This is a genomic window from Staphylococcus devriesei, assembly GCF_002902625.1.
Classification (GTDB): Bacteria; Bacillota; Bacilli; order Staphylococcales; family Staphylococcaceae; genus Staphylococcus; species Staphylococcus devriesei.
This window is the reverse complement of record NZ_PPRG01000003.1, coordinates 31,762-45,567: the sequence shown is the minus strand read 5'-3', so window position 1 is coordinate 45,567 and position 13,806 is coordinate 31,762. Positions and strand designations below refer to the sequence as shown.

The window sequence follows — 13,806 nt, the reverse complement described above, 5'->3', positions numbered from 1 at the left end:
AAGACCTCCTAGAATAAGAAGTATCTTTGTGTTAATGGTAATTCAGTAGCAGCTTCGCTTGTTACTTTTTTACCATCTACAAATACTTCGTATGTTTGTGGATCTACATCTAACTTAGGTGTAGCGTCATTGTTCTTCATATCTTTTTTAGATAAGTTACGGATGTTTTGAACAGGACGGACCATACGTTGTAAGTTAAGTTGATTGTAAATACCATTTTCATAAGCTGTTTTAGACACAAATGTAATCGCAGTATGTTGTTTATTAGTGCCATATTGACCATACATTTTACGATATTTTTGAGGTTCAGATGTTGGGATTGAACCATTAGCATCACCGTTAACAGCTGAGTTGATTAAACCGCCTTTAACGATCATTTCAGGTTTAACGCCAAAGAAGATTGGATCCCAAATAACTAAATCGGCTAATTTGCCACCTTCAATTGAACCTACGTAGTCTGAGATACCATGTGTAATCGCAGGATTAATTGTATATTTTGCGATATAACGTTTAATACGATTATTATCGTTGTATTCACTATCGCCTTCTAATGCGCCACGTTGTTCTTTCATACGGTGGGCAACTTGCCAAGTACGTGTGATGACTTCACCTACACGTCCCATCGCTTGTGAGTCAGAACTTACCATACTGAAGACACCCATATCTTGTAAAACGTCTTCGGCAGCGATTGTTTCTTTTCTAATACGTGAATCTGCGAAAGCAATATCTTCAGGAATAGATGCGTTTAAGTGATGGGTAATCATAACCATATCTAAATGTTCATCTACTGTGTTATGTGTGTAAGGTAATGTTGGGTTAGTAGAAGATGGAAGGATATTTGGATAAGATGCTGATTTAATTAAGTCAGGAGCATGTCCACCACCGGCACCTTCAGTGTGGTACATGTGTAAGACGCGGTCTTTAACTGCGGCCATTGTATCTTCCATAAAGCCAGCTTCATTTAATGTATCAGCGTGTAGGGCGATTTGAACATCAAATTCATCTGCTACGTCTAGAGCATGACTTAATGCAGAAGGTGTAGCTCCCCAGTCTTCGTGAACTTTTAAGCCGATTACGCCCGCGTGAATTTGTTCGATTAAAGCAGTATGGTTAACAGCTTGTCCTTTACCAGTGAAACCAACGTTAACAGGTAAAGCTTCGGCTGCTTCTAGCATACGATGGATATGCCATGGTCCAGGTGTTACTGTTGTAGCCTTTGCGCTTTCAGAGGCACCAGTACCGCCACCGATATGTGTAGTAATACCACTTTCAAGTGCTACTTCTGCTTGTTCAGGATTAATAAAGTGAACATGTGTATCAATACCACCAGCAGTAACGATTTTACCTTCAGCAGCAATAATATCTGTTGTTGCCCCAATAATAATATCTACGTTATCCATAATATCGGGGTTACCTGCTTTACCAATGCCGAATATATAACCATTTTTAATACCGATATCAGCTTTAACGATTTTATCGTAATCAATAATAAGCGCGTTGGTAAGAACTAAATCTGCGACTTTACGGTCATCGCGCGTAACATTAGGATTTTGTGCCATACCGTCACGGATTGATTTTCCGCCACCAAATGTAGCTTCATCACCATAATTAGCATAGTCTTTCTCAACTTGCGCAAACAAGTTAGTATCACCCAGTCTTACAGAATCGCCTTTAGTCGGGCCGTATAGACTCGTATATTGTGATTGCGTCATTTTAAAACTCATGCGTCGTCCTCTCCTTTTTTATTGAAATTTTCTTCACCTTCGTCATTGAATACTCCAGCATATTCATCTTTTTCATTGGTTGGACGATACACTCTATCTTCGTCAATAGTGTTATTAACCATGCCTCTGAAACCATAAATTTTGCGATTGCCAGCATATTCTACAAGTTGGACTTTCTTCTCATCGCCAGGCTCAAATCTAACTGCAGCACCTGCTGGGATATCTAAATGTTTACCGTATGCTTTTTCACGTTCAAAGTGTAACGCTTTATTTGATTCAAAGAAGTGGAAGTGAGATCCGACTTGAATAGGGCGATCACCAGTATTTTTAACAGTAATTACAGTTTCTGGACGACCTTGATTAATTTCGATTTCAGTTTTTTTAACTTTAATTTCTCCAGGAATCATCATTTAATCCTCCTTACACGATTGGATGATGGACAGTGATGAGTTTTGTACCATCAGGGAATGTTGCTTCGATTTCAATTTCAGTAATCATACTTGCAACACCATCCATAACATCGTCTTCATTTAGAATAGTCTTTCCATAGCTCATTAGTTCTGCAACAGTTTTACCATCACGTGCGCCTTCTAATAATTCATCACTGATTAAAGCGAGCGCTTCAGGATGATTTAGTTTCAATCCACGTGCTTTACGACGTCGTGCAACTTCTGCAGCTACAACTATCATTAACTTATCTTGTTCGCGCTGAGTAAAATGCAAAATTATTCCTTCTTTCCTTATTAAAATGACTGTCCGCTTTTAATGTTAGAACTGTTGAAAATTTTCCACAAGTAATATAGTCTTTCAAATAATTTCAATGTAAAATTAAAATGAATTTATACATTATTTAATTATGTAAAATTATTTTACAAAACGTATTGCAATGCTAAACTTGAAATAATGAGGAATAAATATTAAGGAGTAAGGTGAGTTTGTGAAGTATATAGACATATTTTTAAAAAATGTAGCACAAGTAGTATTGATAAATAATAAGTGGACAGGGCTATTTATTTTAATTGGGTTATTTATTGCAGACTGGAAGATTGGTTTAGCGGCAATGTTGGGAAGCTTATTAGCATTATTGCTTGCACCATATTTTAATTATAGTAGTGAAGAAATTCGTGATGGTCTAGCAGGTTATAACTCTGTGTTAACAGCTATTGGCCTTGCATTGTTCTTACAATCCTCGACATTATCATGGATTGTTTTAATTATTGGTGTTATTTTAACGTTACCTGTAGGATCTGCTGTGCGAGAATTCTTAAAACCTTTTGGCGTACCCATGTTAACCTTTCCATTTGTGTTAATGACGTGGCTCGTTTTAGCAATGACTACCCAATTTTCAAAATTACCAGTAACGATTCATATCTTACCACAAAAGGTTCAACCGCCTGACATTAGTCACAATCATATCAGTTGGTTAAGTGGTATTACGACAAATTTTAGTGAAATTTTCCTTGTAACTTCAGTTATCGGAAGTTTATTAATTATCCTCGGTATTTTTATCGGCTCCATAAAAGGTGGTATCTTTGCTGTTATTTCAAGTATTTTAGCTGTGATATTTATTGTGTCATTAGGAGGAGACTATCCATCTGTTACAAATGGTTTGTACGGTTATAACTCTATTCTGACTGGTATCGCATTAGGGGCAACATTTAAGACGAAACTCAATACATATATTGCAGTGATTACCGGCTTATTATTAACAGTAGTTATGCATGGTGCCGTGGCAACTGTATTAGCACCTGTAGGGTTACCCGTATTCACTGCACCGTTTATCTTCGCAACATGGTTAGTCATGTTTGCTGGTAGAACAAATGGTTCAGATAAAGCTTAATATTTATAACAATATGTGCGAAACGGCGAAATCTTTGTATATAAACTAGATTTCAGTTTCGCACTTTTTATTTTATTGTCACTCTAGCTTCAACTTGGGTATGATGAATATAAGAGATTAGACAATTATAAAGAGGTGTGACATATGGAGAAACACATTTATGTTATTGGCAGTATGTCGATGGATTTAGTAGTAGCAACTGATATAGTCCCTGGAAAAGGTGAAACCGTACTTGGCAACTCATTTTTTAATGCTCCAGGTGGTAAAGGTGCCAACCAAGCCGTAGCAGCTGCTCGTTTAGGCCATCATGTACATATGGTAGGACGTATTGGAAATGATGATTTTGGCGAATATATTTTTCAAAATTTAAAAAACAATGGTGTTAACGCAGAATATGTAAAACCAACTGAAGGGAAGTCTGGAACGGCGCATATTACTTTAAATGATAATGATAACAGTATTATCGTGGTGCCTTCAGCCAACAATGAAGTAACTCCAGAATATGTAGAACATGTATTAGAATCTACTAATGTGGGTGATATCGTATTATTACAACAAGAAATTCCGGCCGAAACAGTGGAAGCGGTTGTGAAGTATTGTTATGACCATGAGCTAATTTCTATCTTAAATCCGGCACCTTATAGAGAAGTGTCAGATGAAGTGATTGAAAAGGCAACTTATTTAACACCTAATGAAACTGAGAGTGAGAAGATGTTTAAAGGCGAAGTAGATCAAGCATTAGAACGTTACCCCGATAAATTAATTGTGACGTTGGGAGAGCTTGGTGCAGTATATCACGACGGTGTACAACAAGTTGAAATTAAAGGCTTTAAACGTGAAGTGAAAGATACTACTGGGGCAGGAGATACATTTAATGGTGCACTCGCAGTCGGTTTACAACGAGATTATGAATTACCAAAAGCGCTCACGTTTGCTAATTTAGCAGCGAGCCATTCAGTCACAGGCATGGGCGCACAAGGTGGCATGCCTACATTAGAAGATTTACAAGATGATATAGAAGTTTAGAACGTCTTGTTTGAAAAAGTGTTCGACCCATCCACCTAGGAAATGAGAGCCAAACAATACGAAATTTTTATATAAATTGAAAAGAAAAGACGTAGAGATGATTCATAATTGAATCATCTCTACGCCTATATCTAAGGATTTATATCCCAGATTTTGAGTGTGTGATGAGCGAGAATTATTTATCTGCTACATCTAATAATTTTTTCTTTAAATCTTTACGTTCATAGTCAAGAGAATAAGGATCGTTTAACCAATAGATACCTTCATCAACTTTGAATGTATGACCGTTTTTAACAGCGTCTGTGTTTTTCCAAACGTCTTTATTTCCAAATGATAAGTCAGCGCCTTTAGCTACTGGAGTTACAACATAATCGCCAGTCATTTCTGGAATTTGTTCTTCAGAAATATCAGCTAAATCTTCTTTCTTAGTAGCTTTTTCGACTTTACTTGGCATTGTTAGTCCAAATGAATCATAAAGAACTTCACTACCGTGACCATATGTTTTACCTAAGACATAGATTTTTTTGTCGAAGTCTTTGATGATAGATACTGTGGCATCTTTACCAATGGCATCTTTGATTTCTTTACCATCGTCTTTTGTTTTATCTTCCCATTGATCAACCCAATCTTGGGCTTTATCTTTCTTGCCAATGATTTTACCTAATTCTAAATGTTGCTCTTTGTAGTCATGTTTCATGTAATCAAACGCAACAGTTGGTGCAATTTTTTTCAATTTTTTAAGGTTTTTGTCTGTGTTATACGTAATGATTAAGTCTGGTTTTTCTTTAGTTACAGCTTCTACATTTTCAGGGTCAATTTTCTTAACGTCTTTAAATTTATCTTTTAATACTGAGCTATCATCCACGTTTTTAGCAACGGCTTGGATGTTTGCATCAAGTTCTTTTAATCCACCTGCGTAAGTTGTGCCTAATACTACGATACGTTTAGGATTTTTAGGGATTTTAACTTTATCTCCTGAATCAGTAGTATATGATTTAGTATCTTTTTTTGAATCTTTTGAAGAGCTATCATCGCTGTTATTGCCACATGCAGCTAATGCAATTACAAAGACTAGTAAAGCTACAAGTAATCTTTTCAACTTTTCCATCTCCTTTTATATGTATAATGCAAGTATATAGGAAATTTATATTTAAAAAAAGGTGAATTTTATGAACTTAGATATACATGATAAATTAGCAATTGTACTTATTTTGGCTTTTTTACTTATTGGGACGGTTAATATGTCAGATGTGCTTGAATTAATTCTAAAATCACTTATTCTTCTAGGGATTATTATTAATCTTATTATTAAGATAAGAAAGAATAGGAGAAATAAGTAGTAGCGTGTGGAATGGAAGTAGTAGATTTCACTTGTGTTGTGACGCTTTCTTGCGCGAACTCGAAGAGCCACGGTCTCGTTCTTCGTTCTTTTGCGCCAGGAGTCATTCTAGATAACTTAATATACTTGTAAAAATACCCTCACCATGATAAATCATCATATGAGGGTATTTGTATGTTTAACCTTTTGTAATATAGCGTTTTAAATGTTTGGCGGTAACTGAATTATCAATGTCAAAGATGCCTTTAGGGTAGCCTGAATATAATAATTGGCCACCTTTATCTCCGGCAAATGGACCAACGTCAATAAACCAATCGGCTTGTGTCATCATCGTTAAATTATGTTCAATTAAGATAACAGTGTTACCTTCGTCGATAAGATGATTAAAACAATCGATAAGAATTGGTAGATCATCTTCATGTAAACCAGTCGTTGGTTCATCAAAGATAAATGTTTTATCGCTCACATCTTGTGTTAAGTAACGGCTTAATTTGACACGTTGAATCTCCCCGCCAGAGAGGGTGTCGAGAGACTGTCCTAATGTCATATAGTTAAGACCTGTATCAGCCAATGCTTGAAGTGGACGTGTGATAGTTGGACTATCTTCAAATTTTTCTATCGCTTCATCTACTGTTAACGCAAGAATATCAGCTATTGAATATCCATCTACTGTAGCTTCAAGTACTTCAGGACGATATCTTGTTCCTCCACACATTTCGCACACTTGTGAAAAGTCTGGCATGAACGCAAGCTCCGTCTTCAATACACCTTTACCATGACATTCTGGACAAGCGCCTTCAGAGTTATAACTAAACATACTTTTTTTAAGACCGGTGTGTTTACTAAAGAAACTACGCACATCATCAAAAATATCTAAATATGTTAATAAGTTAGAACGGTTAGAAGCGTGTACTGGTTTCTGATCAATAAATATAGCGTCATTATCACGTTCAAATCCAGCTTTTATTAATGAACTTTTACCAGAGCCAGCTACGCCAGTAACCACCGTCATCGCATGTTTTGGTAGCTCAGTTGACACATTTTTAAGGTTATTACGGCTAATATTTTGTAGTTTAATCATTTCTGTAGCTTCACGTGGTGGTGATTTAAGTTGATGTTGACGTTTTAAAGCATGACCTGTACTTGTATCAGAACTAAGTAGCTCATCGTAAGTACCAGTAAACGTGATGCTACCACCGTGTTTTCCAGCTAAGGGTCCTAAGTCAATAATGTAATCTGCCGTGTCTATGACGTCAGGGTCGTGTTCAACTACTAATACGGTATTACCTTTGTCTTTTAAGGACTGAATAATATTGTTAATACGTTGAATATCTTCCGGATGTAAGCCGACGCTTGGTTCATCGATAATATAGACTAAATCACTTAAAGGACTATTTAAGTGGCGAATTAACTTAATGCGTTGCGACTCACCACCAGATAATGAAGTAGTTTCCCTTGCGAGCGTTAAATAGTTTAACCCAATATAACTGAGCGATTTCAGCTGTTGTTGAAGCGGTTCTATAATTACTCGTGCCTTATTAGATTCTATTTTCTCTAAAAATGCTAACGCATCATCAATTTGTAAATTCGTAAATTCTGCAATATTTAAGCCATTGATTTTACAACTTAATACTTTGTCATTTAAACGTTGGCCATGACAACTAGGACAATCATGCTTAGAAACTACACGATCGATATCCTCTTTAAAACGTTTCTTTTCAAAATTATCATTAAGTAAAAACGAGCGACGGAAGCGATGAATTAAGCCCTCAAATTTCGCAGTTCTTGGCCAATTAGAAGGTGGATTCTTCAATTTAGTAGGTTCAGTGTAAAGTAATGTATCCATCTCTTCTTTGGTATAATCTTTTAACTTTTTATCATTGTCAAAAAGCCCTGAGTATAGGTAACGTTTACCACGCCAACTGTCAGGTCTAAAAGAAGGGAACTTAATCGCATCTTCATTTAATGACTTGTCATAATCGAGTAACTCATTTAAATCAATATCTTCTACATAGCCTAAACCAGAACATGTTTCACACATGCCTTTAGGATTATTAAATGAAAATATATCGGAATAACCAACAAATGGCTCACCAATTCGAGACCATAGTAATCGTACTGATGCATAAATATCAGAAATTGTACCTACCGTCGAACGTGAATTACCACCTAGACGTTTTTGGTTAATTACCATGGCGACGGGTAAGTGTTTGATTTGGTCTACATCTGGTTTCTCATATTGTGTAAGTTGATGTTGGACGTAACTTGAATAGGTTTCATTTAACAAACGTTCTGATTCTGCAGCAACGGTGTTAAATACTAAAGAAGACTTCCCCGAGCCTGACCGCCCTGTAAAAACAGTTAATTGATGTTTTGGAATCGTTACATTTATGTTTTTTAAATTATTTTGTTTTGCGCCGATAATCTCTATGTTAGACATGCCTTTCACCTCTTAATAACTATATTACCCTCAGAGGTTTAGTTTTATCCATGTTGCTACGAAGGTACTTACTTCTCAAATGGTTTGATTTTAACATCAAGATTGAAATAGTCTTTTAGGATTTTACGATAGTTGTTGGATGTCACTTCAGTTTTTTCTTTGTTGTTTGGTTTACTTAATGTTAAATGATTAAATGACATCGTAGCACGCCCATAAGTTTGTGGTTTTGTCACAATTAATTGTTGTACAAAGATAGACTCTGGATTTGAAGAATTATATTCAATCATTTCCGAAAAATCACTAATTTGTTTAGGTGTATTATAGGCTTGATAACGTGTAACCCATTCGTCATTTTCTAATTTTTGTACTTTATAGGTTGCTTCATTTTCAGAAATAGCGCGGAATTCACCAGTAATGTCAGTGATCGGCTGAGTTGGGTCTAAATTAGTGATGGGTAGGGCTTGTAATGGTAAGTCCCCAAAACCTACATCGGCTACATAATTGACGCCTTCAAGTGGGACAACAAGTGACATATGAGAACCATCTGGGCTAAAAGTACCTCCTGGTTGATGCACTGTAGCTGACATGCGATAAACAGTGAATCCTTTTGCTTCGAGGTAAGTCCCAAAGAAATGGTTCATTTCATAGCAAAAACCACCACGGCGTTGGTTAATAATCTTATCGTATAAATCATCGATATCTACCGAGATAGGTACGCCATTTTGGACATTTATATTTTCAAAAGGCACCGTCAACATATACTGTTTAATGTAATAATTGAGTGCCTCAAGAGTAGGTTCGTTAAATATAGAAGCATCAATATCTAAATATTGTTCGATTGCTTGAATATTCATGTAATCACAACTCCTTTATAATGTGCTTTTAGTAATATATTACCCTGAATAACATAAAAAAAGACCTAGAAGAAACGTTCATTGTTCTTCTAGGTCTTTATAGTAAGTCTTATAATTCTTGTTTTTTAAAGATAGAAAGTGATGCAAAGTATGAGACTGTAAAAATGATTAAGCCAAGGACTGCATATCCAATAACCGCGAATAAAACAATTGGGTTTGTGGTCATTTTTTCAAATGAACCAGATTGGACAAGAATAGGTGTTATTACGAAAAACCACATTAAAAAGAATAAAACGATAGCAATGATTGAAGTAGTAATCATAATAACATTTGAATTTTCAGGACCAAATTTAAATGTGAAAGGAAAGATTAAAGCGTAAGTGCCGACCATTCCGATACCTATACATGCTGATAATAGGGTCATCATAGGATTTTGAGTTACCGCTAAACAAACAACTACTCCGATGATTAAACCTATTGAAACTAGTAACCCATAAAAAGCAAAGTAAGCTTTAACATATGTGCTTCTGTGGGTAGGTAAAGTTGAAACATAATACATCCACTTAGAATCTTTCTCTCGTTTAATATTATCTGTTATCGGTGAAATTAACATAACCATTGGCATGAAACATGACATCATTGGGCTAACAAAGCCAAAGATAATACTTGCGATTATCCCAACAATTAAATACGTGATAAGCGATTTTTTTGAAGCATAAAAGCTACTTAGTAATAAGCCTTTCATTATTTCTCACCTCTCATAAGTAGTTTTGTTGCATCATCAATATTGTCGAGTGGACGTGCATCTGGTGTTTGAGTACGATTATTCACAAGAATTTGGCGTTGCCCATTACGTACTCTTGTTGCGACTATGATTTCATTAGGAAGGTTAGTTGCATCATTTTCAGGAATTTCAACGATACCATAATGATTGAGAAGTGAATGTTTATCTTCTTCAAGCACAATTGCGCCATCACGCATAAATATTAGTTTATTAGCTAATTGTTCAATATCTTCAGAAATATGAGATGAAATTAAGATACCGTTACCTTCAGAAATATAATCTTCTAAATTCTCTATAACTTCTTCACGACCAGAAACATCCATTCCTGCAGTTGCTTCATCTAGAATCAGTAATCTACTCTCATGCGATAAAGCAATAGCAAGAGCTGCTTTCATACGCATACCTCGTGAGAACGTTGTAATTTGATTATCGATAGGGAGCTCAAAATCTTTAATGAGACTGAAGAATTTGTCGCTATCCCAAGTTTTATAAATGTTCATAAATACTTTATCCATGTCTTTAATTGTTAATTTATTAGGGACACGTAAATCATCAAAGACGACACCGATGTATTCTTTATAGGCGTGGTCTTTATCAGAAACTAATTGATCAAAAAATGATATGTCTCCAGAATCTTTAAAACGGTTACCGACTAAGGTGTTAATTAGTGATGACTTACCTGAGCCGTTCTTACCGATTAAACCGATGACTTCACCAGGATGTAGTGTAAAAGAGATGTCATGCAATTGAAACTGAGATTTCTCGTAAGACTTGTTAAGATGTTGCACTTGCAATAGGTGTTTCATAGTAATCCTCTCTTTCTGTTTTTGAAAAATAATAAAATATTACATTGTTACTTTTATCATAATATATTTTTATTAATAATTAACTATGATTTGTAAAATTCACGTACTTTTAATAAATATCCGAAACTATTATAAATAAATGCAATTGTTAAGAATAAAATGCCTAACGTTTGATTTGAACCGGTTCCCATTGCATAAATGCCAACAAACATAATTCCAACCATTAATAACACTAGGTTTATTTGATAATTTTTATACATGCCAAGTAAGGCGATATGACGTTCCCCATCATCAAGTAAGTTTAGTGTTTTTTCGGTATAATTTTTTTCTCCTATTTTAGGGAAACGTGTATCCAAACGACGATTGAAAAAGCCATCCATAATTGAAGGAACACTCGTTAATAGAAGTGGAATTACTATATATAGAATATCGTGGTCGGAACCTTTTCCTAAGACAATTAATAATACACATAAAAAACTAATTGTCATCTGTAGATAAATAATTATTTTTGCTTGATTATACTTTAAGTTGGCTTTTCTTTCATACGTGTCTGCATCATCGTCTTCAATTGATTGAAGAGAATGGCGTTTAAATTTAAGCGCATCATTTTGAACTTTCCATAAATAAAGCGTTAAACCTATGATTAAAAGAGAAGAAATTATAAAAATAATCATTTTTTGAGTATGAGAGAAACTAGCGTTCGCTATAAGTGAACTAATACTATCCATTCCTCCACCTATAACGCCTCCGATAAGTCCTCCGATGATAAGTAATAGTAAGTATCTTCGTACTTTCATAGATCTTCCTCCTCAAATATAAATACATTTTCAACGTGTTCATTAAATATTCGTGCGATTTTGACTGCAGTTAAAATAGAAGGCATGAAATCGTTACGTTCAATTAAAGAAACAGTTTGACGTGAAATGCCAGCTTTTTTTGCAAGTTGTGTTTGGTTATAACCATCACGTGCACGTAATTCTTTTAGGCGATTTCGCAAGTTGATCAACTCCTTACTTAAACGATATACTATCCTAGTCATTTTGACAACTATATTAGTCAAAATGACATAAATTAATTGCATTAATCGATATAAAAGGAGCCTCCGGGTTGTCTGAAGTTAGACATCCGAGAGGCTTATAAAAGCGATGATAGCAGGATTTAAATCAGTGGTACAAAGATGGGTGTTTAAACTACTACTTCAAAATCAACGACTTGAGGAAGAGTAGACACATCGTGTTTAGTCATAAAATCTATTAAAATTTGTGCGCCTTCTTCTTGAATATCTTTAATTACAGGTGCATTCGCAAACATTTTATAATTACCACCGCCTACAGCACGATAATTATTCACGCAAATAGTGTAGACTTCCTCAGGATTTAGAGGATTTTTGCCAACTTTAATATTAGTAACACGTTGACCAATGGGTTGTCCTACGTGAATGGTATAGGTAACGCCACCATAAATATCATAGTTATAATGTTGTGGTTTAGGATATAAATAATCTTCATTTACAGTGATGCGGTTATTGTTGTCTAAGGTAAAATAGCTTGCTGATTGTTCTATTGCTTCTTTTATTTGAGCTCCTGAAAGTTTTAATACTTGGAATGTATTAGGGAAAGGATAATTATTAATAATTTCCCGCATAGTAACTTGTTGATTAAAACCTGTTGCTGAATCGAATAATGCGGTACTAGCTATATCTGCACCACTTTTCTCTAATAAAATGTAGTTCAGTAAATTGAGAAAAGGATGAGGTTGTAGCCGAGCTTCAAATTTATCATTAATTAACATCGGTTCAGATAGTGTAGTGATGTTAGTATCTAGCCAATCTTCTAAACTATTTAATAATGAAGCATCCTGGTCTGAAAGAATAAGGTCTATATCTGAAGGAACTGGTAAGAGCTTAGCTTCTTTTTTAATAATTTGGCGATGATTAAGAGTTAGCGTGACTTTGCCAACTTGAGTACCACGTGTGCCTGGTTGGATAACAGCAACATCATGTTTAATCGATGCAATTTCACGATGTTGATGACCGGTAATAAGAACATCTATATCTTTATGGAATTGATTTAAAATAGCAGAAGCTTCATTTTCTCCTGTTAGATCCTCTGTAGGTTCATTACTTTCAAGATCTCTTTCAAAACCCCCATGATAAGAAACAACGACAATATCAGATTTTTCACGTACTACAGGCAATAATTGTTTAAGTGTATCTATAGCACTTTTGAACGTTAAGTCTTTAATATTCGCTGGATTTTCCCAGTTTGGAATATATTGTGTCGTTAAGCCAATTACGCCGATAGTTAGTCCACCTTTTTCAAAATAATATACTCCGTCACCCGTAAAAGGTCTGTTTTGACTATCTAAAATGTTAGCGCATAACATTGGATGGTTAAGGTGACTCAATGTGTCTTTAAGATAAGGGAAACCGTAATTAAATTCATGATTACCGATAGTGCCAAAATCAAAGTTAAGGCGATTATAGATGTCAGTTAATGGCTTACTAGAACCTAATTCAGAGACTAAGTAATTACATAATGGGGAGCCTTGTAAGAAATCGCCATTATCAATTTTTAAACTATAATCATCACGTGCACGTTCTTCTTCAATCAACTGATTTGCTTTGAGTAACCCCATAGGTAGTGCTTGATTGCGTTGTGAAAAGTTGGTTGGGAATATGTACCCATGTACATCGCTAACAATATAAAAAGAGAGTTGTGTCATAATCATCATCCTTTCGAAAGTAGAGGTATAAAGATAGTTGGGCTTATGAAAAGACGTTTTATTCTTCATCTTTAAAGTCTACTTAATTATAAACTACTAAATAATACCAGTGACTAATACTTTATTTTCTTTTTAATGAGTATGAGTGTCTAAAATATCTCCTAATATATATTAAGGTATAGAAAAATTATAGTGTAAATAAAAGGGGACAAAAGATAAACGGGATAATATTTAACTAATTTTTTACAGTATCTTAATATTTTAAATGT

The 13,806-nt window shown here is 34.9% G+C and carries 13 protein-coding genes; 2 read left to right on the top strand and 11 right to left on the bottom strand.

The genetic code is table 11. The annotated features are described in order from the left end of the window. Positions 1-8: 8 nt before the first annotated feature. The 3 genes from ureC to CD147_RS00715 are packed head-to-tail and all read right to left on the bottom strand — an operon-like array spanning position 9 to position 2,447. Entirely contained in the window at positions 9-1,724 is a 1,716-nt protein-coding gene (gene ureC / locus CD147_RS00725) for an urease subunit alpha (protein ID WP_103165546.1), read from the bottom strand. Then, complete coding sequence (locus tag CD147_RS00720) at positions 1,721-2,131, bottom strand: urease subunit beta (protein ID WP_103165545.1); 411 nt, start codon at positions 2,129-2,131, stop codon at positions 1,721-1,723. Before CD147_RS00720 ends, ureC begins: the two co-directional genes overlap by 4 nt. A 13-nt stretch (positions 2,132-2,144) precedes the next feature. Beyond that, a complete protein-coding gene (locus CD147_RS00715) occupies positions 2,145-2,447 on the bottom strand; it encodes an urease subunit gamma (protein WP_103165544.1) in 303 nt (100 codons plus the stop codon). A gap of 214 nt (positions 2,448-2,661) precedes the next feature. On the opposite strand from CD147_RS00715, the gene yut reads away from it, so the two are divergent. Then, positions 2,662-3,564, top strand: coding sequence for an urea transporter (yut, locus tag CD147_RS00710; protein ID WP_103165543.1), 903 nt, complete (start codon positions 2,662-2,664; stop codon positions 3,562-3,564). 144 nt (positions 3,565-3,708) lie between these two features. After that, positions 3,709-4,590 (top strand): ribokinase, encoded by an 882-nt coding sequence (gene rbsK / locus CD147_RS00705; RefSeq protein ID WP_103165542.1) that lies wholly within the window; start codon positions 3,709-3,711, stop codon positions 4,588-4,590. 175 nt (positions 4,591-4,765) lie between these two features. Here the strand turns inward: rbsK and CD147_RS00700 are convergent, their stop codons facing one another. The 8 genes from CD147_RS00700 to CD147_RS00665 all read right to left on the bottom strand — a co-directional run bounded on the left by CD147_RS00700 (position 4,766) and on the right by CD147_RS00665 (position 13,537). Beyond that, entirely contained in the window at positions 4,766-5,689 is a 924-nt protein-coding gene (locus tag CD147_RS00700; protein ID WP_103165541.1) for an ABC transporter substrate-binding protein, read from the bottom strand. Between the two features lie 418 nt (positions 5,690-6,107). Beyond that, complete coding sequence (locus CD147_RS00695) at positions 6,108-8,369, bottom strand: ATP-binding cassette domain-containing protein (protein ID WP_103165540.1); 2,262 nt, start codon at positions 8,367-8,369, stop codon at positions 6,108-6,110. A gap of 68 nt (positions 8,370-8,437) precedes the next feature. Continuing rightward, on the bottom strand, positions 8,438-9,223 hold the full coding sequence (locus CD147_RS00690; protein ID WP_103165539.1) for an arylamine N-acetyltransferase family protein: 786 nt from the start codon (positions 9,221-9,223) through the stop codon (positions 8,438-8,440). 109 nt (positions 9,224-9,332) lie between these two features. Continuing rightward, positions 9,333-9,968, bottom strand: a complete 636-nt coding sequence (locus CD147_RS00685) for an ABC-2 transporter permease (RefSeq protein ID WP_103165538.1) — start codon at positions 9,966-9,968, stop codon at positions 9,333-9,335. Further along, positions 9,968-10,813 carry an ABC transporter ATP-binding protein gene (locus tag CD147_RS00680; protein ID WP_103165537.1) on the bottom strand — a complete coding sequence of 282 codons (846 nt, stop codon included), beginning with the start codon at positions 10,811-10,813 and terminating at the stop codon, positions 9,968-9,970. Before CD147_RS00680 ends, CD147_RS00685 begins: the two co-directional genes overlap by 1 nt. A gap of 83 nt (positions 10,814-10,896) precedes the next feature. Further along, positions 10,897-11,610, bottom strand: a complete 714-nt coding sequence (locus CD147_RS00675; RefSeq protein WP_103165536.1) for a DUF3169 family protein — start codon at positions 11,608-11,610, stop codon at positions 10,897-10,899. Beyond that, positions 11,607-11,810, bottom strand: a complete 204-nt coding sequence (locus tag CD147_RS00670) for a helix-turn-helix transcriptional regulator (protein WP_103165535.1) — start codon at positions 11,808-11,810, stop codon at positions 11,607-11,609. Before CD147_RS00670 ends, CD147_RS00675 begins: the two co-directional genes overlap by 4 nt. Before the next feature lie 188 nt (positions 11,811-11,998). After that, positions 11,999-13,537: a bifunctional metallophosphatase/5'-nucleotidase gene (locus CD147_RS00665; protein WP_103165534.1), complete on the bottom strand. Its 1,539-nt coding sequence runs from the start codon at positions 13,535-13,537 to the stop codon at positions 11,999-12,001. Between the last annotated feature and the right edge of the window lie 269 nt (positions 13,538-13,806).

Bases quoted from the DNA above. Each gene is read 5' to 3' on its own strand.
- ureC (WP_103165546.1), bottom strand. From the start codon at position 1,724: ATGAGTTTTAAAATGACGCAATCACAATATACGAGTCTATACGGCCCG.
- CD147_RS00685 (WP_103165538.1), bottom strand. From the start codon at position 9,968: ATGAAAGGCTTATTACTAAGTAGCTTTTATGCTTCAAAAAAATCGCTT.
- CD147_RS00690 (WP_103165539.1), bottom strand. From the start codon at position 9,223: ATGAATATTCAAGCAATCGAACAATATTTAGATATTGATGCTTCTATA.
- CD147_RS00675 (WP_103165536.1), bottom strand. From the start codon at position 11,610: ATGAAAGTACGAAGATACTTACTATTACTTATCATCGGAGGACTTATC.
- CD147_RS00720 (WP_103165545.1), bottom strand. From the start codon at position 2,131: ATGATTCCTGGAGAAATTAAAGTTAAAAAAACTGAAATCGAAATTAAT.
- CD147_RS00695 (WP_103165540.1), bottom strand. From the start codon at position 8,369: ATGTCTAACATAGAGATTATCGGCGCAAAACAAAATAATTTAAAAAAC.
- rbsK (WP_103165542.1), top strand. From the start codon at position 3,709: ATGGAGAAACACATTTATGTTATTGGCAGTATGTCGATGGATTTAGTA.
- CD147_RS00665 (WP_103165534.1), bottom strand. From the start codon at position 13,537: ATGACACAACTCTCTTTTTATATTGTTAGCGATGTACATGGGTACATA.
- CD147_RS00680 (WP_103165537.1), bottom strand. From the start codon at position 10,813: ATGAAACACCTATTGCAAGTGCAACATCTTAACAAGTCTTACGAGAAA.